18 protein-coding genes are annotated in these 21,884 nt (G+C 63.3%); 8 read left to right on the top strand and 10 right to left on the bottom strand.

Features of this window, described 5'->3' with window-relative positions:
* Positions 1-315: 315 nt before the first annotated feature.
* From QRN22_RS20080 to QRN22_RS20070, 3 genes are read right to left on the bottom strand one after another with little or no spacing between them, the layout of a single operon-like run.
* A complete protein-coding gene (locus QRN22_RS20080; RefSeq protein WP_042556551.1) occupies positions 316-1,107 on the bottom strand; it encodes an ABC transporter ATP-binding protein in 792 nt (263 codons plus the stop codon).
* Positions 1,101-2,096, bottom strand: coding sequence for an ABC transporter permease (locus QRN22_RS20075; RefSeq protein WP_042556550.1), 996 nt, complete (start codon positions 2,094-2,096; stop codon positions 1,101-1,103). Before QRN22_RS20075 ends, QRN22_RS20080 begins: the two co-directional genes overlap by 7 nt.
* Positions 2,077-3,165 (bottom strand): ABC transporter substrate-binding protein, encoded by a 1,089-nt coding sequence (locus QRN22_RS20070; protein WP_042556549.1) that lies wholly within the window; start codon positions 3,163-3,165, stop codon positions 2,077-2,079. The genes QRN22_RS20075 and QRN22_RS20070 overlap by 20 nt, the downstream gene beginning before the upstream one ends.
* A 325-nt stretch (positions 3,166-3,490) precedes the next feature.
* Here QRN22_RS20070 and QRN22_RS20065 point away from each other — a divergent pair, with 325 nt between their 5' ends.
* The 5 genes from QRN22_RS20065 (at position 3,491) to QRN22_RS20045 (ending at position 11,111) form a co-directional block, all read left to right on the top strand.
* A complete protein-coding gene (locus QRN22_RS20065; protein ID WP_042556548.1) occupies positions 3,491-5,650 on the top strand; it encodes a TonB-dependent receptor family protein in 2,160 nt (719 codons plus the stop codon).
* A 158-nt stretch (positions 5,651-5,808) separates the two neighbouring features.
* Positions 5,809-6,951, top strand: coding sequence for a hypothetical protein (locus QRN22_RS20060; RefSeq protein ID WP_231570242.1), 1,143 nt, complete (start codon positions 5,809-5,811; stop codon positions 6,949-6,951).
* 150 nt (positions 6,952-7,101) lie between these two features.
* Positions 7,102-7,656 carry an RNA polymerase sigma factor gene (locus tag QRN22_RS20055; protein WP_197077070.1) on the top strand — a complete coding sequence of 185 codons (555 nt, stop codon included), beginning with the start codon at positions 7,102-7,104 and terminating at the stop codon, positions 7,654-7,656.
* Positions 7,653-8,582, top strand: a complete 930-nt coding sequence (locus tag QRN22_RS20050) for a FecR family protein (RefSeq protein WP_042556547.1) — start codon at positions 7,653-7,655, stop codon at positions 8,580-8,582. The genes QRN22_RS20055 and QRN22_RS20050 overlap by 4 nt, the downstream gene beginning before the upstream one ends.
* A gap of 126 nt (positions 8,583-8,708) precedes the next feature.
* On the top strand, positions 8,709-11,111 hold the full coding sequence (locus QRN22_RS20045) for a TonB-dependent siderophore receptor (RefSeq protein ID WP_042556546.1): 2,403 nt from the start codon (positions 8,709-8,711) through the stop codon (positions 11,109-11,111).
* A gap of 47 nt (positions 11,112-11,158) precedes the next feature.
* On the opposite strand, the gene QRN22_RS20040 is transcribed toward QRN22_RS20045, so the two are convergent.
* From QRN22_RS20040 to QRN22_RS20030, 3 genes are all read right to left on the bottom strand, one after another.
* On the bottom strand, positions 11,159-13,555 hold the full coding sequence (locus QRN22_RS20040; RefSeq protein WP_042556545.1) for a TonB-dependent receptor: 2,397 nt from the start codon (positions 13,553-13,555) through the stop codon (positions 11,159-11,161).
* 168 nt (positions 13,556-13,723) lie between these two features.
* Entirely contained in the window at positions 13,724-14,668 is a 945-nt protein-coding gene (locus tag QRN22_RS20035; RefSeq protein WP_042556544.1) for a FecR family protein, read from the bottom strand.
* A complete protein-coding gene (locus QRN22_RS20030) occupies positions 14,665-15,168 on the bottom strand; it encodes an RNA polymerase sigma factor (RefSeq protein WP_042556543.1) in 504 nt (167 codons plus the stop codon). Before QRN22_RS20030 ends, QRN22_RS20035 begins: the two co-directional genes overlap by 4 nt.
* A gap of 156 nt (positions 15,169-15,324) precedes the next feature.
* On the opposite strand from QRN22_RS20030, the gene QRN22_RS20025 reads away from it, so the two are divergent.
* The gene (locus tag QRN22_RS20025; protein WP_156152817.1) at positions 15,325-16,668 is read left to right on the top strand and encodes an MATE family efflux transporter; all 1,344 of its coding nucleotides are present in this window, start codon (positions 15,325-15,327) and stop codon (positions 16,666-16,668) included.
* A gap of 84 nt (positions 16,669-16,752) precedes the next feature.
* Here the strand turns inward: QRN22_RS20025 and QRN22_RS20020 are convergent, their stop codons facing one another.
* From QRN22_RS20020 to QRN22_RS20005, 4 genes are all read right to left on the bottom strand, one after another.
* Complete coding sequence (locus QRN22_RS20020) at positions 16,753-17,283, bottom strand: hypothetical protein (RefSeq protein ID WP_042556541.1); 531 nt, start codon at positions 17,281-17,283, stop codon at positions 16,753-16,755.
* A gap of 74 nt (positions 17,284-17,357) precedes the next feature.
* Entirely contained in the window at positions 17,358-18,185 is an 828-nt protein-coding gene (nadE, locus tag QRN22_RS20015; protein WP_042556540.1) for an NAD(+) synthase, read from the bottom strand.
* Between the two features lie 16 nt (positions 18,186-18,201).
* The gene (gene pncB, locus QRN22_RS20010) at positions 18,202-19,407 is read right to left on the bottom strand and encodes a nicotinate phosphoribosyltransferase (protein ID WP_042556539.1); all 1,206 of its coding nucleotides are present in this window, start codon (positions 19,405-19,407) and stop codon (positions 18,202-18,204) included.
* A complete protein-coding gene (locus QRN22_RS20005) occupies positions 19,400-20,053 on the bottom strand; it encodes an isochorismatase family protein (protein ID WP_042556538.1) in 654 nt (217 codons plus the stop codon). Before QRN22_RS20005 ends, pncB begins: the two co-directional genes overlap by 8 nt.
* 99 nt (positions 20,054-20,152) lie before the next feature.
* On the opposite strand from QRN22_RS20005, the gene QRN22_RS20000 reads away from it, so the two are divergent.
* A complete protein-coding gene (locus tag QRN22_RS20000) occupies positions 20,153-20,734 on the top strand; it encodes an adenylyltransferase/cytidyltransferase family protein (RefSeq protein WP_042556537.1) in 582 nt (193 codons plus the stop codon).
* Positions 20,731-21,441, top strand: coding sequence for an NUDIX domain-containing protein (locus QRN22_RS19995; protein ID WP_042556536.1), 711 nt, complete (start codon positions 20,731-20,733; stop codon positions 21,439-21,441). The genes QRN22_RS20000 and QRN22_RS19995 overlap by 4 nt, the downstream gene beginning before the upstream one ends.
* Positions 21,442-21,884: the final 443 nt, after the last annotated feature.

Here is a 21,884-nt window from a genome sequence, read left to right as displayed (position 1 = left end):
GCGCAAAGCGCGTTGACCTGGATCAATCGTTCAACGAAAGACTACGCCCTGCCTCGGCGCTTGCCGCCGTGGTAGGTTGCCGCGCGACAGGCCGTCACGTGCGGCGTTATGTCTTTTTGGCGCGCTATCGGAGGCCGAGGCGCTGTATCGCACGCTTGCCCGTAGCCACTGCACCATGACCGTTGCGAGAGCCTGGAAAGAAGAGTTGAGCGCCTGGCTGCCGAAAAAACGCCAAGTTACTCATCGATGGCGCGCCCCATCAACCGGGCAACGCCAGCCATGGACGACCTGTACGGCCACAGGTCGCCGGTGCAGTCACCAGTCGCTGCCCTGCCCCAGTAGGTCCAGCGCATGATGACGAAGCTCCAGCAGCCGCGGATCGTCGCGACGACGCGGATAGGGCCGCTCGACCTTCAGCTCCGCCAGCACCCGCGCCGGGCGTGCCGAGAACACCAGCACGCGGTCGCAGAGCAGCAGCGCCTCCTCGAAGTCGTGGGTGACCAGCAGGGAGCTGTAGGCCTGTTGTTGCCAGAGGCGGATAAGCTCGCTTTGCATGGCGATACGGGTCAGAGAATCGAGCTTGCCCAGCGGTTCGTCGAGCAGCAACAGACGCGGCTCGTTGATCAGTGCGCGGGCCAGCGCCACGCGCTGCGCCATGCCGCCGGAGAGCTGACGCGGGTAGGCATCACGGAACTCCAGCAGGCCGACCTTGCGCAGGGTTTCATCGACCCGGTGCTTCTGTTCCTTGAGCTGCCCACGTGCCTGCAGCCCAAGAGCCACGTTGTCCCACACGCTGCGCCAGGGGTAGAGCGTCGGATCCTGGAACACCAGCACCCGCGAATGATGCGGCCCCGGAATCGCCATGCCATCGGCCAGCAGGCTGCCGTTCTGAAGATTTTCCAGACCGGCGACCAGACGCAGCAAGGTCGACTTGCCACAACCGGACGGGCCGAGCAGGCCGACGCTCTCGCCGGGCGCCAGTTGCAGATCGACTTTGTCGAGCACCGGCAGGCCGCTGTCGCCAAGATCGAAGGCATGGCTGAGGCCGCGAACATCCAGGGTCATGCCGGCTTCCCGATCCACGATTGCTTGCGCAACATTCACCATTTCACGCCCCCTTTCTGCCAGGACAACACCCGGTCACGAACGATGAACAGCAGAGTGATCAATCCCGAACAGAGCAGCGCCATGACCAGCAATGCCGCATACATATTGGCATAGGCCGCCCAGCCCTGAGCCCATTGCAGGTACCAGCCGAGCCCCGCCTTGACGCCCATCATCTCGGCCACCACCAGCACCGAGAACGATGCGCCAAGGCCCATGAATAGCCCCACGAACACATGTGGCAGCGCTGCCGGGATCGCCACCCGCAAAATCAGAAAGCGCGCGTTGGCGCCCAGGGTACGGGCCACTTCGTAGTAGGCCTTGTCGACGCTGGCCACACCGGACCAGGTCAATACCGTGACCGGAAACCAGGTCGCCAGGGCGATCAGAAACACGCTGGCGCTCCAACTGCTGGGGAAGAAAAAGAAGCAGATCGGCAGCAGTGCCGTGGAAGGAATCGGGCCAAGAATGCGCAGCACTGGATGCACCCAATAGCCGATGCGCTGCGACCAACCAATCGCAACACCCGCAGCGAAGCCGCTGAGCCCCCCGATCACAACGCCGTTGACCAGCAGCCACAGGGAATGCAGCAGGCTCTCGCCGAGGCGCGCCCAGTCATCGACAAAAACCTCGATCAGCGCCTGGGGAGGCGCGAAGAACGGTACCGGCAGCACCACGACCTTGGCGGTGACCAGCAGCCAGACGCCCAGCAGCACGGGGAGCGCCGCCAACCAGGCACCGGTCGGGCGCAGACGCTCGACCAGCCTGCCGAACAGGCCCGGCAGGCTAGCCAGCAATGCCAGCAGCGCGCCAACGCCTGCGCCGAACAACGCCAACTCCTGAGTGAAGGGCCAGGGCTTGCCGCCGTCCGGATAGAACTGGGTGAACAACGCGAAGGCTGTCCAGCTCAGCGCTGCCAGCAGGCCTCCACGCCACAGCGGCGCCGCGGTGCCTTGCGATGTGCGGCTTTGCTCAAGCGAATACGTCGGCATGGATGCTCTCCGCAAATTCCAGAGGATCGGTACGCGGGCGCAGTACTTCGACATTCTTGAGGTCGCGGGCATACACCGCGATCTCCTTGACGAAGGTGTTGCCCACCGAGTAGTAACCATGGGTGTGCTCGGTGAGGATGGCGTGCACCTCTTCCTTGGACGTGTTGATGGCGAACTTGAGAAACTCCTCCGCCACCGCGTCGGGGTTATGCGATGCCCAGGCGTGGGCCTGCAGGATCGAGTGGGTGATGGCCGCCGCCACGGGCGTGTCGTTGCGCGCCAGCTCGCCGCTGACCCCGACCACGCAGCAGCTCATGTTGGCGTACTCCTCGATCATGTTGGTCGCCAGCTCAGCGAAGCCCGGCTGCTGCTTGACCCGATACATGAGCGGGTCGGAGCCGCTGGCGGCCTGGATCTCACCCTTCTGCAGGGCAACGCTGAGCAGATCGATGGGGTACACGCGCCAGGTCACGTCGCGCACTGGGTCTACCCCATGACGCTTGAGCATGAGCGAGAAGAAGTTCTTGTCGGCTGCGGCCATGTCGGTAACGCCGATAGTGGTGCCCTTCAGGGCCTCGAAGCTCTTCGGCCCATCCTCCAGGGTCAACAGGCGCAGGCAGCCGCCGTGAGTGCCGGCGGTCAGCTTGACGTCGAAGCCCTGTTCCAGCGCCTTCAGCCAGCGCAGCGCCATGCCGGTGGCGGCGTCCGCCTTGCCGGTGGCCATGGATTCGAGCAGCACCTCGGTGGAGTTGCCGAAGTTGACGAACTCCACGTCCAGGTTGTGCCGCTTGAAGATGCCCTGGCTGTCAGCCACCGCCACCGGCGCCAGGCACACCGCATTGAGGTTGGTGGCCAGCTTGATCTTGCGCGGTTCGGGCAACACCCAGCGATCACTTTCCAGATCCAGGCCGCTGCCAACTGGCTGAGCCCCGTGGCTGGCGTGCCCTGCGTGAGAACCGTGGTCAGCATGGCTGCTGCCGGCCCAGGCGAAGCGGCTGGCGAACGTAGCCGCGGTGGCAGTGCCCGCCAGGGCAAGCAGCTGTCGGCGGTTGAGCGGGGATATGGGCATGGCGCCTCCATTCGAAGAGAGTCGTGCATGCGCCGCGTGGTCGGGTAGCGTGCGGATAGAACGGCATGACGCGTTTCAAGGCCTGTGGGGCGAGCGTCGACAGAGAAGGCCTTAGACGGTATCGGCTCGACGCACCACATGGAAATTCAATTTAGGCATAACCTAATATGCCAATTTGGCAAATTGCTCGGACGCCGATGCTGGAAAGCCCGACAGCAGAAAACGATCACCTGGCGAGGGACGTGGCTTATCCTGCCGAGCCGCCGTCCTACCCGGCGCTGCCTGCTACAACCGCTGCCGGCTGTTCCCACGGAGATTTCCATCGATGCGTTCCCTGCCCCCCTTCGCCCTGCGCCCTCGCCACCTGCTGGCCGCCAGCCTGCTGACCTGCGCGGCACTTCCTGCCGTCCATGCCGAAACCAGGCCGGGCACCGTGCAACTGGAAGGCGTGCGGGTGACCGACCAGGTGCTGACCGAGCAGCAGGCGGCCGAAGAGCAGCTCAAGCAGGTACCGGGCGGCACCAACCTGGTGGACATGACGCGCGTCGAGCAGGGCCGCGTGGCTGGCAACCAGGATGTGCTGGCCTACCAGCCGGGCGTGTACGCACAGTCGCCTGGCAACGAGGGCATCAAGATCGCGATCCGCGGCTCGGGCATCAATCGCGGCACCGGCTCTCACGCCTCCGGCAACCACATCATGCTCGATGGTTTGCCTCTGACCGGCTCGGGCGGCACGCCTTATGAGCTGCTGGAGCCGCTGTGGATAAGCCGCGCCGAAGTGCTGCGCGGCGCCAATGGTTTCGACAAGGGATCACTGGCTCTGGGCGGCGCCATCGACTACATAACCCGCACCGGCCGTGATGCCGACAAGCTGCAACTGCGCTACGAAGCCGGCAGCCACGGTTACCAGAAACGCAGCATCAGCTCCGGCCAGGTGCTGGGTGATTTCGATTACTACATCAACCTCACCGACAGCCATTACGACGGTTATCAGGATCATGCCTCGGGCAAAGGCAAGGGCGTGGCCGCGAACGTTGGTTATCGCCTCAACGACAACCTGGAAACGCGCTTTTACCTGCGCTATCGGGAAACAGAGCATGACGTCCCGGGCCGCCTGAGCAAAGCGCAGATCAAGCACGACCCACGGGCTGCCGCCGCCAACAACCTGCGCATCGACGCGCACCGCGACCAACCCGGCAGCACCTGGCTGGCCAACAAGACCACCTGGCGGATCGACGATGACTCGACGCTGGTAGCCGGCCTGGCCTATCACCACTACCCGATGGATATCGTCGAGAACAGCTCGCCCAACGGCAACACCTACCGGGTGCGTGTGGATTACAGCGACGTCAGTGGCACCCTGAACTACAACCGCCGCCACACCCTGTTCGGGCTCGACAGCACCACCACCATCGGCTTTCGCAGCACCACCAATCTGCCAAGCAGCAAGTCGAAGGAAAATGCCGCCCTACCGATCAGCGTCGGTGGCACCGATTACCCGGCCGGCACCCTGATGCGCGCCTATGAACACCTGGGCTCGGACAACGTGCTGCACGCCAGCAACGAAACCGAGCTGGTGCCCGATCTGTGGCTGACCACCGGTTTGGCGCTGATCTATACCCGCCGTCAGGTCGAGGTGACCTGGCCGGCCACCGACGACACGCTCAGCGAGCACACTTGGGATTACGCCCCGCGCATCGGCCTGCGCTATCAGCTCAACCCCGAGGTGCAGCTGTACGGCAATATCAGCCGCTCGGTCGAACCGCCCCACGCCTGGTCGATGCTCTGGAGTTCGCCGCTGCGTTTCCCGGCCAGCAACCAGCCGTACAGCGCTCGCCAGCGCGCGCCGATCTCGTTGGATAACCAGACCGCCACCACCTTCGAGATTGGCGGCCGTGGTGACTCGGCAGTAGGCCAGTGGGACGCGGCCTATTACTACTCGGTCGTGCGCCACGAGCTGCTGACCGTACAGGTCGAGCAGAACGTGTTCTCCGAATCCAACGCCAGCCCCACCATCCACCAGGGCATCGAGCTCGGCCTCGACAGCCCGCTGTGGCAAGGCGGCGCAGCCGGTGATCTGGCCCTGCGCCAGGCGTATACCTTCAGCGATTTCCACTACCGCGACGACGACACCTACGGCGACAACCGCCTGCCCGGCCTGCCGCGTCATTACTACCAGGCCGAGCTGCGCTACAGCCACCCGAGCGGTTTCTACGCCGGGCTCAACACCCAGTACGCCTCGAAGGTTGCCGTGGATTACGCCAACTCCTACTACGCCGATGCCTACGCAATCTTCGGCGCGACCCTGGGTTACGCCTCGCCGAAAGACGACTGGCAGACCTGGCTGGACCTGCGCAACCTCACCGACAAGCGCTACGCCGCCACCGTCACGCCTGGCTACAACGACAACGGCGCAGACGTTGCCCGCTCCACCCCGGGCGATGGCTTCGGGGCCTTCGTGGGAGTCTCGTACAGTTTCAACTGACCCTCCCGCCGCATGCGAACCACCATTTTTTGAACGCCCTCACAATAGTTTTGATGAGCTATAGGGCCTGTCGAGCTTATGTGGACAATGGTGCGTTGACCTTTTGCACAGCCCGAAAGGCATGTGCCACTACCCCACAAAGCAGATGGACACGAAAGATGAACGTGAAGGGCACCGTTGGATCGCAACTCCCGAGGGGTTCGTCGACCCGCTTGGGCATGCTGCTCGGCATCACCCTGTCCAGCCTGGCATTGGCTGCATGCGTTCCGCTCGCCGCACCCAACCAGGGCTACTATGCCGGGCAGGCGCAGCCTGCATCACCGCAAGCCATGATGTTGGAAATGCGTAGAGCTCATGACGAAATGTTCGCCCAGATAAAAACCTCGGGCAAAGCCATTCTAATCGTGCCAACTGCCAGCCTGGACGGTACCACCGACTTCCAGAACAACGACTCGATCGCCGAGTTTCTGCGACTTCGCTCGGGGGTTACCGAGTGGACCAATACCTCTCGCCCGTCGTCCAAGTTCTTCGTCGGTTACGACTCCAGCAACGAGCCGGATGAGAACGATCCAAGCCGCTCCTATTTCCAGTTGGTTTTCGGGCGCACGCTCTACAAGATCTTCGTGATCGAGCCGGGTCGCTATACGATCACCGGCGTCAGTTATGTGCTGCCGCGAACTGCCGCCTTCGAGGCACCGGGCGGGCGTAACATCAAGCCGTCGTCATTGGGCCATCTGATGCTCAAGGCGCAGAAGATCGATGAGTTCGAGCGCGGCCAGAAATGGGAAGACGCCAGCTACCGTACCGAGACGGTGGAAGAGGACTACTGCACCTCCGTACGCGTGGTCAACAACGAGTGCATGAGCCGGGCGAAAACCTCCTACGACGTGAAACGACAAACGTCGGAGGCAGGCTGGGTGCCCAGCATCCAGCAACGAACTTTCGAAGCCCGAAATGTCACGGCAACCATCGACAAGGAATTCGCGAGTTTCGATATCGCCGCTGGTGAGGTGGTTGTTACCGATGGCCTGTTTGCCGAACCGCCTGCCGCTGTACTCAGGAACAAGAGCTGCAAACAGGCGGATCAGGAGCGGATGCGCTGCGAGCTCGAGCAGGTCACCCTGGTTCAGTTGCTGGGTGAGGTCGAGGAAGTCAGAAACAGCCAGAACCCGGCGGACTATGGGCTGCCCAAACTGGCGAACATACTCAGCGAGCTGACCTACCGGCAGATCGACATCAAAGCCCGCGAAACCTCTGGTAAATCGGTGTGGGGGCCGTCTTACACCCTGAAGGCGAAGTAACGTCACCTCCCCCTGATCTGCCCCGCATGGGGCAGACCCTCTTGGCTCTACGTGCGATACGCCAGCACACTCAAATAGCAATAAATACTATTTACGAATTATTGCCAATTGCCTATCCTCTGGCCGCTTCCTACACCCAGAGGGCTTCTCGTGCCGATTGCCATGCTGCAGGCCAGCACTCCCGTGCTTCGCGATTCCGCCAAGGTCGACTGGCAAGGCATCGACCTTGGCTGGGCCTACAGCGATCTGCTGCTCAGCCTGAGCCGGCGCACCCGGTGCGTACAACGCGCTTACGATGTGCTGCACGATGCCCTGCTGCGCTTTGCCCTGGCGCAACATCAGCGCCGGATCGAGCAGCCCAATGCCTACCTGCGCCGTGTCGCCCACTCGGTACTGATCGATTTCTACCGCAGCGAGTGGCGGCTGGAATCGCTGGAATCGCATAACCCGGAAGACCTGGCCCCCGACCAGGTGGCACCGTCCTGCGAGCACCTGCTCGATATCCAGCAGCGGCTCAAGGCGTTGCAGCGCATCCTCGACTGCCTGCCCGAGCGTTGCGCAGAGGTGTTCTGGATGGCCCGCATCGAGGGTTACACCCAGCCGGATATCGCCACGCGCCTGGGCATCAGCCTGAACATGGTCGAACGGCACATGATGCGCGCCCTGCTCGACCTGCGCCGCGCCCGCCACCTGCTGCAATCATGAACGATCCGACCGAACAGGCGGCCGCCTGGTTCCTGCGCCTGCGCGGCGATGCGCGGCTGGCGGAGCAGGCGGAATTCCGCAGCTGGCTGGCAGCCGACCCGGCGAACGCCGAGGAATATCGCGCCTTCGAAGCGCTCTGGAACGACTTCGGCAGTACCCGCCAGACCGAGGCGCTGGCCATGGCCATGGAGCGCCAGCAGCGCGGGCAGCCACGTTACCTGGGACGGGGCGCCGTCGCTCTGGTACTGATGCTCGCTTCGGCTGCGGGCTGGCTCGGTTATCGGCAGAGCCCTCAGCAGCTCGCGTTGCACACGCCGATTGGCGAGCGCCAGCAGATCACCCTGCGCGATGGCAGCGAGCTGCAATTGAACGCCGCCACCCGGATCGACGTCCGTTATGGCTGGCGCCAGCGCAGCATCGACCTGCGGCAGGGCGAGGCGCTGTTCGATGTCGCACGCAACCCTCTGCGCCCCTTCGTGATCGATAGCGGCCTGGCGCAAATCACCGTGCGCGGCACGCGCTTCGTGGTCAACCGCCTGCCGGACCGGCTGCGGATCAGCGTCGATCATGGCCGGGTCGAAGTGGCGAGCACTCGCCACCCGAACGAAACCTGGCAGGTGGAAGCTGGCCAGGTCGTGGAAGTCGATGGTAATGGCTACCTGCGCAAGGTCGACCTGCCGGCCGACAATGCCCTGGCCTTCACCCGCGGCAACCTGGTTTTCGAAGACGCGGACCTCGGCGAGATCGCCGCCAGCCTGTCGCGCTACCGCGAACGGCCGCTGCAAGCCCACACTGGCTACCCGAGCCCGCGCATCAGTGCCGTGCTGCAATTGAGTGACGTGGAGGACTTCATCCGCGCCCTGCCGACCATCGCCCCGGTGCGCGTGACCGAAGGCAGGCAAAGCACCGAACTGAGCGCGCGTTAGAGATTCGTCCCGCTTCGCCACCGCCACGCAGATAACGGCACAGCGGCGACCATTCGTCGCCGCTGCATCAGGGAAAACGCCGGGCGTTCCGTCCTTCAGGCAAATTCCCATGAGAAGGATGTCTCGATGCGTCATTCGTTCGCGCTACGCAACCTGCTGGCCGTTGCCAGTTTCGCTCTGGTTGCGCCCGTGCTGGCTGTCCCTGTCGATTTGAACCTGCCCGCCCAGCCCCTGAGCCTGTCGCTGCGACAACTGGGCGAAGCCGCCGGTTTGAGCATCGCCGCCGACAGCAGCCTGACCGGACATCTGCACGCCCCTGCCGTGAGCGGCACGCTGGAACCCACGGTGGCGCTGCAGCAGTTGCTCGATGGCAGCGGCCTGACTTACCAACGTGCGGGCAACACCCTTATCATCACCCGCCAGAGCGACACCGGTGCCTCGCTGGAACTGGGTGCCACCAGCATCACCGGTGCAGGCCTGGGTGACACCACCGACGGCACGGGCTCGTACACCACCGGCTCGACCAGCACCGCGACCAAGATGCCGCTGACCATCCGCGAAACGCCGCAGTCGATCAGCGTCATGAGCCGCCAGCGCATGGATGACCAGAACCTGACGCAGTTGACCGATGCGGTGCGCCAGACCCCAGGCCTGAGCGTGAACCAGAGCGGCAACATGGGCTCGGACAGCAGCGCCATCTACTCGCGCGGCTTCCAGGTACAGAACTATCAGATCGACGGTGAACCGCTGCTCAACAGCAATTACAACTCGGTGTTCCAGACCAACGACCTGGCGCTCTACGACCGCGTCGAAGTGATCCGCGGCGCTACGGGGCTGACCAATGGCATCGGTACTCCAGGCGCCACCATCAACCTGGTGCGCAAGCGCCCGACCAGCGAATGGAAGAGCAGCATTGGCCTGCAGGCAGGCTCCTGGGATAACAACGCCATCGAACTGGACAGCGGCGGGCCACTCAATGAAAGCGGTAGCGTGCGGGGCCGCATGGTCGCCGTTTATCGCGATGCAGGCTCGTATATCGACCGTCTGCAGGAACGTCACAAGGTACTGTACGGCATTGTGGAGGCCGACCTGACGCCAGACACCTTGCTCACCATCGGTGCAGATGCACAGCAGCACGACGCCAACAACCACGCCCGCGGTGGGCTGCCGCTGTACTTCAGCGATGGTTCGCGTACCGACTGGTCGCGCTCGGCCTCGGCAGCCAGCACTTGGGCCTACTCCGAACGCCATTTCGCCTCGGGCTTTGCCTCCCTCGACCAGCAATTGAACGATGACTGGAAAGCCAAGCTGACGCTCAGCAGGGGCCGTTATGCCTTCGACGAAGTGCTCGGCTATGCCGGTGCGCGTGTCTACCCGAATCGTGAAACCGGAAGTGGTGGCATGCTCTATGGCGGCCGCTGGGGGGCAAAGCCCGTGCAGGACAGCCTCGACATGCACTTGCGCGGCAGCTTCGAGCTGCTCGGTCAGCAGCATGATCTGGTCATCGGCCACTCTCGCCAACAGACCCGCTACAAAGCCGACAACTATGACCTCTGGCGTTTCGCCGGCTGGAGCAGCGACATTCCCAGTTATTACGGCTGGGATGGCAAGACTCCGGCAGAGCCCAACATCCCGGTGAACGGGCGCATGAATTACAACGAGAAACAGCAGGCGACCTACGCCAGCACGCGCCTACGCGCGACCGACAAACTGTCGGTATTCCTAGGCGGCCGCGTGACCGACTGGGAAAACGTGCAGAAGACCGACAACTACGGCGGCGTCGACGATGAAACCACCCGGCGTACCGAAACCGGTGTGTTCACGCCCTTCGCAGGGATCGTCTACGAGCTCGACGATACCTGGTCGGCCTATGCCAGCTACACCAGCATCTTCAAGCCACAGAGCAATCGCCTGCTCGACGGCAGCTTTATCGACCCGCTGGAAGGTGTCGGCTACGAGCTGGGTATCAAAGCAGGCTTCTTCGAAGATCGCCTGAACTTCTCCACCGCGATCTACCAGATCGAACAGGACAACCTCGCCGTCTCCATACCGGGTGAATTCGCCCCTAATGGTGATCAGGCCTACCGCGCCGAATCCGGCACCAAGACCCGTGGCTTCGAGGTGGAGTTGAGCGGCGAGCTGATGCCGGACTGGCAGCTGACGGCCGGCTATTCGCGCAACATCGTCCAGGACAGCAACGGCAGAGCGCTGAATACCGAGATCCCGCAGAACACCGCCAAACTATTCACCAGTTATCTGCTCGACAACCTGGGCAATGGTCTGACCGTGGGCGGCGGCGTGAACTGGCAGAACGCAATCTACAGCGATGCCATGGGGCCCAACAGCGTGCGCTTCACCCAAGGCAGCTACGCCATCGTCGACCTGATGGCCCGCTACCCCATTACCGAGCAGCTCAGCGCGACGCTCAACCTCAACAACCTGCTCGACAAGGCGTACTACACCAGCACGTCGTCGGCCTACTACGGCACGCCGCGCAATGCGACGCTGGGCTTGCGCCTGACGTTCTGAGCGAAACCAGCCCGGTGTGCGAATGCGCCGGGCTGGTTAGCGTGGCCTCAGAAGTCCAGGGTGGCCGAGACCTTCAGGGTGCGTGGCTCGCCCTGGGTCAGGTAGCCGCCGTTGGTGGACGCCCAGTAGGCCTTGTCAGCGACGTTCTCCAGGCCGGCGCGCAGGGTCAGCTGCCGCTCCTCGTCGAGCTTCATCGCATAACGGCCACCAAGGTCTACTCGCGTCCAGGCGGGGATGCTCAGGGTGTTGGCGGAGTCGTAGTACTGGCCGCCGGTGCGCAGCAACAGCCCGTTGAAGCTCAGGCCGGAAACACCAGGCACGTCCCAGTCGGCGCCGACGTTGTACTGAAACTCCGGGACACCGACAGCACGGTTGCCATCATTGGCGCCCCCGGCAGTGCCGCGCAATTCGGTATCCATCAGGGTCGCGCCAGCAAGCAGACGCAAGCCGGGCAGCGGTTCACCGAACAGATTCAGTTCCACACCGCGGTTACGCTGCTCGGCGTCGACCCGATAGACATTGTCGGTTCCCGTGACGCCTTGGGGCTGTTCGATCCGATAAACCCCGAGGCTGCCGCCAAAGGTACCCCAGTCCAGCTTTACACCTGCCTCGATCTGCTTGGTGCGATAAGGCGCGAACATGGTCCCACGATTGACGGCAGCGGCAGGAGCAGACGGCCCCTGCTGAAGGGACTCGATGCTATTGGCATACAACGAAACCACGTCGCTCGCCTTGAACACCAGGCCATAGGCCGGCGTGGTGATGCTGTCTTCGTAATTGGCGGTACGCGCACCACTGGCGGCGCTCCAGGCATCGGCGCCGATGGACTGGCGGCGCAGCCCAAGGGTCAGCAGCAGTCGGTCATCGAAGAAACCCAGGGTGTCGGAAACGGCAACGCTGCGGGTGATCACCTTGGCGGTCTTGCGCGGGTCGTGCAGGTCGCCGCTGACGCTCGCGACCGGCTCACTCACGGGTTGCGGGTCGTAGAGATTGCCGGGCCGGCGATTGGCTACAGTCGTCGACTCGAAGGCATTGCGCCGCTCCTGCCAAAGACCATTGGTAGAAACATTCAGCTGGTGGCTGACCGGACCAGTCTGCAGACTGCCACGCAAGCCGGCCACGCTGCTGAAGGTCTCCTGATCGAGGGGCGAGTAAAGCCGCCCTACCTGACCGCGACCATCCGGAGACGTAACATACACCGAGGAGTACACACCATTCTCCCGGGTGTACTTGCCGCCACCAGCGAGGTAGGCCGTCCAGTTTTCGCTCAGATCGTACTCGGCGTTGAACATGCCGTAGGTATCTTCCAACTGCGACCAACTCCAGGGCTGGGAGTAGTTGGCATCCGAATCCGGCACCTTCGGTACCTTGCCGCCCAGCCCTGCGGGGGTCAGATAAACCACCGAGCGACCTTCGTTGATGCGCTGCTTCTGGTAGCCGAAATCGGTCGACAAACGTAGCCGCTCACCGCGGTAATCGAGCCCAACGGCGGCCAGGCTGAAGTGCGAATGCTCACCGTCGACCGCCGTTTCACCGTCACGCTTTGCCACATTGACCCGCGCGCCGAAGCGATTGTCTTCACCAAAGCGCCGCCCCAGATCCACATGACCACCCGCACGCGCGCTACTGGCGTAATCGAGGGAGATACTGCGATTGGGCGTGTCCTCGGCACGCTTGGAGACCACGTTGATCGCGCCGCCAACCCCACTTCCGCCCGGTGCAACACCATTGAGAAACGCGTTGGCGCCTTTGAACACCTCGACACGCTCGACGGCTTCGGTGGAAATGATCTGCCGAGGCAGAATCCCGTACAGGCCGTTGAACGCAATATCGTCGGTGTACAGCTGGAAACCGCGCACCACGAACACCTGGGAGAAGTTGCCAAAGCCGTTGGACTGGCGTATCGCCGGATCGCTGGCCAGCACTTCGCCGAGGCTGCGCGCCTGACGGTTCTCGATCAGTTCGCCGGTGTAGCTGGCCGCACTGAACGGCACATCCTGCATATCCTGATTGCCCAGCATACCGATGCGCGCACCTCGCGCGACCTGGCCACCGGCGTATTCCACGGGCAGGTCGAGACGACCTTCGCCCTGGCCGCTGACGGTGGTGGCGCCGAGCTGCAGCGAATCGTCGACCTGATCGAGGGGCACCAGGGTCACGGTGCCCTGCTGGTCGATCTGGTAGCTGAGGCCGCTGCCCTGCAGCAGCAACTGCAAGCCTTCGGCAACCGAGTAATCGCCCTTCAAGGCCGGTGCCTGACGATCGCTCGGGGTCAGGCTGGCGTCGTAGAGCAGACGCACATTGGCCTGCTCTGCGAAATCGGTCAGCGCAGCATCGAGGCGCTGTGCAGGGAGATCGAACTCCAGCGCCGACGCGGTCGTGGCAGCGAGCAGCAGATGGGCGGCAGCCAGTGCCTGGAAAAGAGGAGAACGCGTCGTGCGCATGCGGGGGTTTCCTGTGTTCTGCAGAGGTCATGCGAAAAAGTCGCATTTGCAGAAACGGAAGACGAAACGCCGATGCTTTTCTGAACCGGGAACCTAAATATTTTTACGCCAGCCGCCAACTATCCATTCTGGCACCTGCAAGAACAGCCCTGCAGCACTGCACGAACCTCAGTTGCGGCTTACCAGCAGCAGCCCCGGCAGCCTTACCAGGCGCACGGGCAGGTTGCTTTCGATGGCACGTAGCACCGCTTGTGGGTCGTCGTGGGCGAAAACGCCGGTCACCTTGAGGTCACGCACGCTCTGGTCGAGAAAGATCACCCGCTGGCTCTGGCTGCGCTCCAGCTCGGCGAACACCTCGCTCAGCGGCTGTGCACGAAACACCAGCTTGCCGCGCTGCCAGGCCAGTTGCTGACGAGCATCGAGGGGCTGCACCGGCTCCATCTGATCGCCGCTCCAGCGCACCTGCTGGTTCGCACCTACCGGCAGCGGTTGCTCGCGGGCGTCGCTGGCCTGCACCTGCCCTTCGGTCACCGCCAGTACCACCTGATGACCGCTGTAGTCGACATCGAAGCGAGTACCGGTAACGCGAATACGCGCTGGCCCCGCCTCGACGAAGAACGGTCGGCTGGCATCCTTGGCCACCTGGAAGTCCGCTTCGCCCCGATACAGGCGAATGCTCCGGCGCCCTTCGCTGATGCTCCAGTCCAGCGCGGTGGCGCCATTGAGCGTCAGCACGGTGCCATCTTCCAGTTCGACGATACGTACTTCGCCCGGGGCGGTCGCCAGGTCGGCATACCAGCCCACCCAGGCTCCCTGGGGCAGCCAAAGAGCCAGGAGCAGCATGGCGGCGCTGGCCAGGGGTACTGCCCAACGCAGGCGACGGCCACGGCGCAGTGGCAGAACCACCGCAGGCGAGTCCGCGACGGCGGGCTGCTCGCCAAGCTGCCCCAGCAGCGCCCACAACCGATCCACCTCGCTGGCGGCCTGCTCGTGGGCTGGCGAAGCGCAGCGCCATGCCTCGGCAGCGATACGATCGGCTGCGCTGGCGCGGCCGGAATGCAGCAGCACCTGCCACTCTCGAGCCTGGGCGAGAAGCGAAGAATCGGGGGTCACGACATCAAATCCATTTTCTGCTGACACTGTTCCAGGGCCTTGAGGATATAGCGCCCGGCCATGCTCTCGGAAACACCGAGGCGCTGACCGATCTGCTTCTGGGTCAGACCGTCGAGGCGGTTCCACAACAGGGCCTGACGCAAATGAGGGGGCAGATCCTGAAGAATATCCTGCAAGCGGGCAAGCTGTTGTCCATCACCGACAATCTGCTCGGGCCCAGGCTGATCCGACTCCAGCTCCACCGACACGCTTTCCTGTACGGGCCGCGCCTGCTGCTGGCGCCGGTGGTCGATGATCAGGTTGCGGGCGATGCGATAAAGAAAGGCACGCAGATTCTCCACCTCGCCCGTGCCACGGCGCTGAAAGCGCAGCCAGGTTTCCTGACGCAGGTCGGCCGCCAGCTCGTCGCACTTCACCTGGCGGGTGAAGAAACGCAGCAACTCGCCCGCATGGCGCTGGAACTGGCCGTCCTGGGCATCGGAGTCATGGGGCGGGCGCACTCGGAAATACCGCGCAGGAAAGGGGTTGCGAACATATATCCGCTGATAATTATTTTCAATAAAAGGCGACCAGCGTTCTGCCTTGCCATCTCGGCACTCGCCGTAACGGCAAGGCAGCGCAGTCACCTATACTGCGTTGCCCTGATGGAGCGCTGCATGTTTCGCGATGCCTGGCGCCACGCGCCGACCCACCGCAAGGTCTGGGCGCTGGCTGCGCCGATGATCCTTTCCAACCTGTCCGTGCCACTGGTGGCGCTGGTCGACACGGCCGTGGTCGGCCACCTGCCCCATGCCCATCAGTTGGGCGCCGTGGCGGTGGGTAGCAGCCTGTATATCCTGATCGTCGGGCTGCTCGGTTTTCTGCGTATGGGCACCACGGGCTTCGCCGCCCAGGCTTGCGGCCGGGGAGATGGCGGCGCATTGCGTCAGGTGCTGGTGCAGGGCCTCGTGCTTGCCGTCTTGCTGGCGCTGACGCTCGGCGCGCTGGCCGTGCCCTTCAGTGGCCTGGCCCTGGGGCTGATGAATCCGTCGGCCGAGCTGGATGCCCTGACCCGCGACTTTCTGCACACCCGCCTGCTCGGCCTGCCGGCCGCACTGGCCAACTTCGCGTTGATCGGCTGGCTGCTCGGCGCCCAGAACGCCCGCGCGCCCCTGGTGATGCTGCTGGTCACCAACCTGCTGAACATCGTGCTGTCGCTGTGGTTCGTGCTGGGCCTCGACTGGGAAGTCGTCGGCGCTGCCCGCGCTGCGGTGCTGGCCGAATGGGGTGGGCTGCTGGTCGGCCTGGCACTGACCCGTGGCGCCCTGCGCCGTCATCCTGGCAGCACGCAATGGACGGCGATGGGCAAGTGGCAGAGCTGGAGCGCGCTGCTGGGCGTCAACCGCGATATCTTCCTGCGCTCTCTGGCACTGCAGGCGGTGTTTCTGCTGATCACCATTCAGGGAGCACGCCTGGGCGACGCCACCGTGGCAGCCAACGCGCTGCTGCTCAATGGTCTGCTGGTCACGGCCTATGCCCTGGATGGGCTGGCCCACGCGGTCGAAGCGCTGTGCGGCCATGCCATCGGCGCGCGCGACCGACTGGCACTCAGGCGCAGCCTGATCGTCGCCGGTTTCTGGTCGCTGCTGGCCAGCCTGCTTTTCGCGCTGCTGTTCGGCACGGGCGGCCACCTGTTCGTCAACCTGCAGACGGACATCCCGGTGGTCCGCGAAACGGCCGGGCACTACCTGCCCTATCTCGCCCTGTTGCCGTTGTTCGCGGTGTGGAGCTACCTGCTCGACGGCCTGTTCATCGGTGCCACCCGCGCCCGGGAGATGCGCAACGCCATGCTCGTGGCCCTGGCCTTGGGCCTGCCAATCGCTCTCGCACTGCAGGGCTTCGGCAACCATGGTCTGTGGGTGGCGTTCCTGGCCTTCATGGCCCTGCGCGGCCTGACCCTTGGTGTGCTGGCCTGGCAACTGGCACGGCGTAATCAGTGGCTGGCGACACCCGGCAACTGATAGCAGATTGAGCCCGCTGCCGACGGTACTTATGGCTCGTGGACACGGAATGTTTGATATCCGATTACAGGCCGTGGCGTGGGCTCAGAGCATATCGTTCGTGTAGTCACCAAGAGAAAAACTTTGCCCGTCATATATGGGCGGCCCCGAACCAGAAAGGCTCTCCAGCAACGGGCCAAGCTTATCCAGCGAAAAAGCGATCTGCGAATGGCCAGTACGCAATCTCACTGCATTGATATACATCCAACTGGTGGCAAGTCGGGCTGCGGTCAGCCTATTCCAATAGAGCTCTGAAAACAGCCAACTACAGACGCTATCCACGTCATCCTCAATAGCACCGCACTCACTGAAAAAATCGCTCCAGGTTTCTGGTCGTTTGAACTCGATAGCATCGGCATCAAGGGACTCGGACACTAATTTGTTCAGGTGTTGAATAGCGGTTGCGCCGAGGCCAAATGAGCCCGTTCGAACCTCTTCCGTAACCTGTATCCAAACCTTCTCAAGCTGGTCGCAAATCTCATAGATGCTCAACTTAGGATCGACTGCGGCGTGATGTTCTAAAACGGCAATAGGCATGAACAGCGCCCTTGCACGCTTCACCCGTCCATTAGTCATCGCATCCCCTTTTATTTAGCCGTGTAAGTAGCTGAGTATGTCGGCGCACATCCAACTACTCTCCACGCTTAATTTCAAGGCACCAGCGGCAGCTCGCGCTTGTGCTGGGTCTTGTCGTAGATCTGCACGATAGCCTGGTAGGCCGACTCGTTGACGGGTTTGCCCTGCAGGAAGGCATCGATGTCTTCGTAGCTGACGCCGTGCACCTGCTCATCCGGAATGCCGGGGCGCTCGTCTTCCAGGTCCGCGGTCGGCACCTTCGAGAATACTGCGGCCGGAGCGCCGAGGCGTTCGGCGATCTGCCGCACCTGGCCCTTGACCAGGCCACTCAATGGCGCCAGGTCGCAGGCGCCATCACCGAACTTGGTGAAGAAGCCCATTACCGCTTCCGCCGCGTGGTCAGTGCCGATCACCAGGCCGTTGCGCGCGTTGGCCACGGTGTACTGGGCCAGCATGCGCATGCGCGCCTTGGTATTGCCGAGCACGAAGTCACGGCGCGACGAAGTCAGCCCGCCCAGTTCGGGGATCTGCCCGGCCAACCCGCTGACTGCTGGGGCAATGTCGATGGTCAACACTTCGTCCGCCGCGATGAAGCCCAGTGCGGCCTGGGCATCGGCCTCGTCGTGCTGAACGTTGTGCGGCAGGCGAATGGCGACGAAGCGGTAGCCCTCATCCTGTTTTTCGCTGCGCAACTGCTCGACGGTGAGCTGCGCCAGACGTCCGGCGGTGGAAGAGTCCACACCGCCGCTGATGCCCAGCACCAGCACCTTGGTGTGCGAAGCGGCCAGAGTGGCCTTGATGAACGCGATGCGTTTGGCGATCTCGGCGTCCACGTCGGCGTCCGAGGTAAAGGGGGCGATGACGCCCAGGGCGGTGGCGATTTCGGCTTGTCGGTTGCTCATGGTGTCTCTCCCTTGGTCAGTTCGCGTCGAGGCGGAAAACATGCTTGAGATAGGTCACGAAGTTCGGATCGCGGCACTGGGTCTTGCCGGGCGTATCGGAAATCTTCGCCACGGGCTGGCCGTTGCAGTCGATCATCTTGATGACGATGTTCATCGGCTCGACACCCTGGATGTCACAGGTCAGGTTGGTGCCGATACCGAAGCTGACATTAATGCGGTCATGCAGCGCGCGGTACAGGTCAAGCGCCTTGGGCAGGGTCAGTCCGTCGGAGAAGACCAGTGTTTTGCCCTGCGGGTCGATGCCCAGTTTCTCATAGTGGGCGATGGCCTTCTCGGCCCATACCAACGGGTCGCCGGAGTCATGACGCAGACCGTCGAACAGCTTGGCGAAGTACAGATCGAAGTCCTGCAGGAAGCTGTCCATGCCAACCGTATCGGTCAGGGCGATCCCCAGCAGGCCACGGTATTCCTTGACCCAGCACTCCAGCGCCGCCTTCTGGCTGTCGATCAACCGAGGGCCTAGCTGCTGGTGGGCCATGAACCATTCGTGGGCCATGGTGCCCAGAGGCCGCAGTTCCAGCTCACGGGCCAGGTGCACGTTACTGGTGCCGACGAAACGGCCCGGGAAATCGTGCTTGAGGATGTTCACCACCTCTTCCTGCACGCGGTAGGAAAAACGCCGGCGGGTGCCGAAGTCGGCTACCTGGAAGCCCGCCAGCTCGTCGGCGGTGGCCTCGCCCTTGAGCCAGTCGAGCTTGCGGTACAGCTGCTCGCGCACCTGCTCGATGACCACTTCGCGGTAACGGTAGCGGTTGCGGACTTCCGAGACGATGGCCAGCAGCGGAATCTCGTAAAGGATCACGTGCAGCCAGGGGCCGCGCACCCGGATCGCCAACTGACCGGCCGCGTCGGTACCGACGTGCACGTAACGCATGTTGAAGCGGAACAGGCTGAGGAAGCGGATGAAGTCAGCCTTGATGAAGGGAATCTTCTCCAGATAGGCCAGTTGATCCGGGGTGATCGAGGTGTTGACCAGTTGCTCGATCTGGTAGCGGATCTCCGCCAGGTAAGGCGTCAGATCCTCGTTGCTGCGGCAACGGAACTCCCATTCCACTTCGGCGTTGGGGTAGTTGTGCAGCACCGCCTGCATCATGGTCAGCTTGTAGAAGTCGGTATCCAGCAGATTCTGGATGATGCTGGGGGCGAATACGCTCTCACTCATGGTCGTTCTCCTCGAGGCGGGCCAACTCGTTGTCGAGCGCTCCGCTGTCGGCGCAGATGATGATGCCCTGCGCGCGCATCTGGTCGATGGCTTGCGTTGCGCCGGCTTCGGAAATGGCCCGGCAAGCCGGAAGATACAGCAACACCTGGAAGCCGGCGCCGCGCAATTGCAATGCGGTGTTCTGTACGCAGAAATCCAGGGCCAGGCCGCCGACCACCACCGCCTTCACGCCGGCGACCTTCAGGTATTCGATGACGCCCGTACTGCGCTTGCCGGCCAGGTCGTGAAAGCAGGCGCCGTAGGGGTGCAGATCGGGCTCGACGCCCTTCCAGACGAAGAAGTCGTAGTCGATCGGTGCAGGCAGTTCGTCCAGCAGCTCGAAGCCAGGCGTACCCGGTACGCAGTGGCTGACCCAGGTCAGGTCGGCGTTGGCATGGCTCAGGGGCTGGAGCATCTGCTCATGACGCGCCACCACCCAGATGGCGTTGCGGGCATGGGCGTCCTTGCTGCCCAGACGCAGGGTGCCACGACGCGCCATGTCGTTGAGCGGCGCGGCGATCTCATGGCCGCCTGCCACAGGCAACTCATCGGGGCACAGGCTGGTGAAGCCCTTTTGTGCATCGACATCGAACGTGGCGATCTTCATCTGACACCTCCTGCTGGTGGAGCCGCATCGCTGCGGGGTGGACACATATTCCACCAGGTGTATTATATCTGTCAACACCTGCTCACGAGGAGATTCGCGATGCTGTCGTCATCACTCCAGACCTTCGCCGCGGCCAGCGCCCAGCCAACGCCGCAACACTTCGCCATGGCCATATACGGTGGCGCCTTCGATCCGCCCCACGCCGGCCATGCCAGCGTCATCCAGCGCGCGCTGGACGTCGCGGATCGAGTGGTGGTGGTGCCCAGCTACCGGCACGCCGATGCCAAGCGCATGGCGGACTTCGCGCTGCGTTGTACCTGGGTCGAACGGCTGGCGGAGCGCTTCGGCGATCGCGTGATGTGCTCTGCCGTGGAGCGCCAACTGGGTGCTGACGGCAACGTGATCTACAGCTACGACCTGATGAACCACATCGCCCAACAGCATCAGTTGCCAGCGCATTGCCTGGCACTGGTGATCGGCGAGGACAACCTCACCCGCCTGACCACCTTTTACCGGGCAGCGGAACTACGCGAGCGATTCGGGCTGCTGGTGGCGAATGAGGAGATGACCGTGCACAGCAGCGCGATTCGCGCGATGATCGCTGCCGGGCAAAGCATTCCGGATGCATGGCAACTGCCGGAAATCCAGCCCGACATGACGATTTACAGGAGGGCCATGTGAGTTCTGTAGAAGTACTGGCGAGTGTCGACCTGATCGCCCTGCGCATGGATGCCGAGAGCCGGCAGCTACACCTTTTGCTGCACCGTCGCGAGCGCCAGCCCTTCATCGGGCAATGGGCGCTGCCTGGGGTGATCGTCAATGGCAGCACCCGCGACGCGAACCTGGAGGCGGCGGCCCATCGCGTGCTGCGCGACAAGGCCCAGGTCGTGCCACGGCACCTGGAGCAGGTTGGCACCGAAGGCAGCGCCAACCGTGATCCACGGGGCTGGTCAATGAGCACCTACTACTTGGCGTTGCTGCCCCCGGACACTGAAACGGCCGATGAAGGCCTGCGTTTCGTGCCGCTGCAGGAGGTGCTGGCCGGGAACATCGCCCTGCCCTTCGACCACGGGGACCTGGTGCGCCTCAGCCTGGAAAGACTGGCGGGCAAATCGGTGTATACCAGCCTGCCCCTGTACCTGACCGCGCCACGCTTCACCGTGCTCGATGCCCTGAATGCCGCCCAAGCCTGCCTGGGCACGACAATCAACAACACCTCGTTGCGCAAACGCCTGGAGCGGATGAAGGAAGCCGGCTGGATTCGCGACACCGGGGAGAAAAACTTCCCGAAAATGGGCCGCCCTCAGCAGCTGTGGGAGCTGACCGAACAGGCCGAGGGCGTGTTCGTGTTTGACCGGAGTTTGTTGGCGGATCGCACAGGTATTTGATATCGCTGCTCGGAGCGACTGCGATGCTGCTGTTATGAAGGGCAGCAGAAGGCGAAAGCCGCCGTTCGCCGATCCACCGTGGGAGCGCGCCATGCGCGCGAAAAATCGCGGGCATGGCCCACTCCCACGGATACGGCGCCGATGACCGCTTTTACCTTTTCTGATCGTTCCTCACGCTCCGCGTGGGAATGCCTGCCGGGACGCTCTACGTCCGATGTCGAGGCCCGGCGGACGCAGAGCGCCCTGGATGGGCTCCCACGCTGGAGCTGTGGGAGCCATCAATAGCCGCCGTTCACCGATCCACCGTGGGAGCGCGCCATGCGCGCGAAAAATCGCGGGCATGGCCCGCTCCCACGGATACGGAGCCGATGACCGCTCTTGCCTTTTCCTGATCGTTCCTCACGCTCCGCGTGGGAATGCCTGCAGGGACGCTCTGCGTCCGA

Source organism: Pseudomonas sp. MEJ086 (assembly GCF_030209025.1).
Taxonomy (GTDB): Bacteria; Pseudomonadota; Gammaproteobacteria; order Pseudomonadales; family Pseudomonadaceae; genus Aquipseudomonas; species Aquipseudomonas fulva_A.
The sequence above is the reverse complement of the archived record's forward strand: the minus strand, read 5'-3'. Positions and strand labels throughout refer to the sequence as shown.

Coding starts and splice junctions, on each gene's coding strand:
- QRN22_RS20065 (WP_042556548.1), top strand. CDS start 3,491: ATGCGTTCCCTGCCCCCCTTCGCCCTGCGCCCTCGCCACCTGCTGGCC.
- QRN22_RS20050 (WP_042556547.1), top strand. CDS start 7,653: ATGAACGATCCGACCGAACAGGCGGCCGCCTGGTTCCTGCGCCTGCGC.
- QRN22_RS20080 (WP_042556551.1), bottom strand. CDS start 1,107: ATGGTGAATGTTGCGCAAGCAATCGTGGATCGGGAAGCCGGCATGACC.
- QRN22_RS20025 (WP_156152817.1), top strand. CDS start 15,325: ATGTTTCGCGATGCCTGGCGCCACGCGCCGACCCACCGCAAGGTCTGG.
- QRN22_RS20060 (WP_231570242.1), top strand. CDS start 5,809: ATGAACGTGAAGGGCACCGTTGGATCGCAACTCCCGAGGGGTTCGTCG.
- QRN22_RS20075 (WP_042556550.1), bottom strand. CDS start 2,096: ATGCCGACGTATTCGCTTGAGCAAAGCCGCACATCGCAAGGCACCGCG.
- QRN22_RS20000 (WP_042556537.1), top strand. CDS start 20,153: ATGCTGTCGTCATCACTCCAGACCTTCGCCGCGGCCAGCGCCCAGCCA.
- QRN22_RS20040 (WP_042556545.1), bottom strand. CDS start 13,555: ATGCGCACGACGCGTTCTCCTCTTTTCCAGGCACTGGCTGCCGCCCAT.
- QRN22_RS20070 (WP_042556549.1), bottom strand. CDS start 3,165: ATGCCCATATCCCCGCTCAACCGCCGACAGCTGCTTGCCCTGGCGGGC.
- QRN22_RS20005 (WP_042556538.1), bottom strand. CDS start 20,053: ATGAAGATCGCCACGTTCGATGTCGATGCACAAAAGGGCTTCACCAGC.
- pncB (WP_042556539.1), bottom strand. CDS start 19,407: ATGAGTGAGAGCGTATTCGCCCCCAGCATCATCCAGAATCTGCTGGAT.
- nadE (WP_042556540.1), bottom strand. CDS start 18,185: ATGAGCAACCGACAAGCCGAAATCGCCACCGCCCTGGGCGTCATCGCC.
- QRN22_RS20045 (WP_042556546.1), top strand. CDS start 8,709: ATGCGTCATTCGTTCGCGCTACGCAACCTGCTGGCCGTTGCCAGTTTC.
- QRN22_RS20020 (WP_042556541.1), bottom strand. CDS start 17,283: ATGACTAATGGACGGGTGAAGCGTGCAAGGGCGCTGTTCATGCCTATT.